The sequence below is a fragment of the Pseudomonas sp. NBRC 111133 genome (genome assembly GCF_001320605.1).
Classification (GTDB): domain Bacteria; phylum Pseudomonadota; class Gammaproteobacteria; order Pseudomonadales; family Pseudomonadaceae; genus Aquipseudomonas; species Aquipseudomonas monteilii.
In genome coordinates this window covers 1-909 of record NZ_BCBJ01000183.1, presented here as the reverse complement: position 1 = coordinate 909, position 909 = coordinate 1, and the positions used below count along the sequence as shown (strand labels likewise).

1 protein-coding gene is annotated in these 909 nt (G+C 65.3%); it reads left to right on the top strand.

The genetic code is table 11. The features are described from left to right. A partial coding sequence (locus APH36_RS30345) for an SDR family NAD(P)-dependent oxidoreductase (protein ID WP_082426479.1) occupies positions 1 to 685 on the top strand: 685 nt, incomplete at its 5' end. Between the last annotated feature and the right edge of the window lie 224 nt (positions 686 to 909).

The following is a 909-nucleotide window of genomic DNA, read 5'->3' as shown; positions in this document are numbered from 1 at the left end:
TTACGCGTTGACGACCGGCCTGCTCCAGGCCGGGGCCAGGGTGTTGGCCATGAGCCGTCACCAGGGTGAGCTGGGGGCTTTGCAGGAACACTACGGAGAACGACTGACCTGGCTTGAAGGCGACATCAGCCGCGCCGACGACCTCGCCAGGCTGGCCCGGTATGCGCACACCCTGGGCCCGATACACTACCTGGCCCCCAATGCCGGGATCGCCCAGTTGGCCGATGGCCTGGATGCCGCAGCCTTCGAGCGGCAATGGGCCGTCAATGGCGCGGGCGCGCTCAATACCCTGGCCAGCCTGAAAGCCCACCTGGCCCGCCCAGCCTCGGTCGTGTTCACCGGCACCTTTCTCTCGCAGGCAACCTTTCCCGGCCTCGCCGCCTACATTGCCTCCAAGGCGGCCCTGAAAGCCTTTGCGCGCAACCTGGCCGTCGAGCTGGCAGCCGACGACATCCGGGTCAACATGGTATCGCCAGGGCCCACGGCAACACCGATCTGGGGCACCCTGCAACTCAGCGACGACGCGCTGGCGGCGGTGGCCAAGACAGTGGAACAGCGTTTGTTGAATGGGGCATTTCTCGAACCCGCCATGATCGCCGACGCCATGCTGCACCTGCTGTCGCTGGGCGCACGGGGCATCCACGGGCAGGACCTGATCGTCGACAACGGCTACACCCTGCGCTGACCATGGCATGCGCCGGCAGGGCATATGCCCTGCGGTGCATGTTCATCGCAGCAAGGCCGCCATCAGGCGGCCGTCAGGCGCACTCAGGCAAACTGGCTGAACGACATATTGTCGTCCACATTATTGCCGGTACTGGCTGTGGTCGGACCACCCACCAGTTGGCCGCCCCAGGGATTGCTCTTCGGTTCGCCCTCATTGATGGCGACCTGCGAACGCTCCTTGAT